General features: G+C 63.7%; 2 protein-coding genes and 1 pseudogene. All 3 read right to left on the bottom strand.

Going from position 1 to position 1,398, the window contains the following annotated elements; genetic code table 11:
* Positions 1 to 247: pseudogene (locus DAT35_RS57930) on the bottom strand (serine/threonine protein kinase); the annotation flags it as partial.
* Between the two features lie 155 nt (positions 248 to 402).
* Positions 403 to 765 (bottom strand): helix-turn-helix domain-containing protein, encoded by a 363-nt coding sequence (locus DAT35_RS57925; RefSeq protein WP_108077992.1) that lies wholly within the window; start codon positions 763 to 765, stop codon positions 403 to 405.
* Positions 766 to 777: 12 nt separating this feature from the next.
* Positions 778 to 1,176, bottom strand: coding sequence for a helix-turn-helix transcriptional regulator (locus DAT35_RS57920; RefSeq protein WP_233262336.1), 399 nt, complete (start codon positions 1,174 to 1,176; stop codon positions 778 to 780).
* Between the last annotated feature and the right edge of the window lie 222 nt (positions 1,177 to 1,398).

Genomic DNA, 1,398 nt, shown 5'->3' with positions numbered 1-1,398 from the left:
CCGGGTCAGGCCAGAAGTCCGAGCCCACGTAACGGACGACGCAGGGGTTCTCCAGGTGAATGAGAATGCCGATCTCTCGCTTGGCCCTGCCGTCCAACTTCGGGACTGCAAGGATCTTCAACGCAAAAAAACGGCCCCCACGCTCGACCTTGTAGACGACCCCGAGGCCCCCCGAGCCCAAGAACCCAACGATCTTGTAGTCCCCGATCATCTCGCCGATGCCCGGGTGCCTGAGTACCAGTCCCACGCTCTACCTCACCTCCTAGATGGGGGACCGTAGCATAACCGCAGGGATATGGCTCAGACAGCGGGACCGGGGAGGCGGGTGGACCCCTCCAGGCGTGGCGACCGCTCCAAGCCGGCCGCCACCCACCCGCCCCCCAGTCCCTAATCTGAGACGGTCTAGTCGTCGACCATCGGCACGGCGTCGAGAACCCGCAGCAGCTCGTTCCCGACCGCGATCCTCGACTCTGACCACGTCCGCACGAGCCCCACGACCTTGCGCGCTTCGGGCGACAGGTCGCGATCAGAGGAGGGCACCTCTTGGCGGGTCATATCCAGGAGCACTGCCGGAGAAACACCCAACGCGACCGCCATCCGCCGAAGTGCCGGAACGCTCGGCATCATCCCGCCGCGCTCGATGCGTCCGTAGACGGCCGGGCTCATCTCTGCCTTTTTAGCGACTTGGGCCTGAGTGAGTCCAAGCGCCTCCCGTGCGGTTCGGGCTGCCTCGCCGAGTCTTTTCTGTAGAAGGTCGTCTTCCATAGGTCGTCTCTATCAGGTCGTGGTCTCTCGTGCCTTGCGGTGAGAGTCCCGCAGCTTCCGGTTATGCGTAGCAAGCACATCAACCAAGCGCCAGAAGGTTGAAAGCTGAAGGCGATTCATCGTTCGCACCGCGCGGCGTACCCGTCGAAACTCTGGCGTCATGTCGGAGCCGGGCGCGGCTTCGGTCGACTTATGCGCCGTCTCGTTCTCGCCAGCAGCGAGCCCGATCAACACGTCGACAGGCGTCCCAAGTGCCTTGCTGAGCCTGACGAGCGTCGGCGTGCTCGGGCGCAGCTTGCCTCGCTCCAATCTTCCATACACTTCCGCGGCAACGCCTATGCGCTCGGCTACATCCTCCTGCGTCAGATCCAAGCTCAGTCGGGCTGTGCGAGCAGCATTGCCGATCTGCACGCTGAGCGGATCCCTCTCTGGCTTTCGTCTGGCTGAATGCCGTCTCATTGGCGCGAGTCCTTCACTCGTCCTGTGTCAGCGCCGTTCGCTCGATGGGGTTCGCGATCAGCCGCTTGGCCCTCGCGGCAGCCTCCCAGATGGTCTTCAGCTCGTCGGCAAGCTCCACTTCTCCGAAGGGCCGATCCAACGTGTCCAGGTAGGCGCGCAGCTCGTCGCGCATTT

Origin of the sequence: Vitiosangium sp. GDMCC 1.1324, assembly GCF_003044305.1 — a bacterium.
Lineage (GTDB): Bacteria > Myxococcota > Myxococcia > Myxococcales > Myxococcaceae > Archangium.
This window is presented reverse-complemented; position numbering and strand designations above follow the sequence as displayed.

Coding starts and splice junctions, on each gene's coding strand:
- DAT35_RS57925 (WP_108077992.1), bottom strand. CDS start 765: ATGGAAGACGACCTTCTACAGAAAAGACTCGGCGAGGCAGCCCGAACC.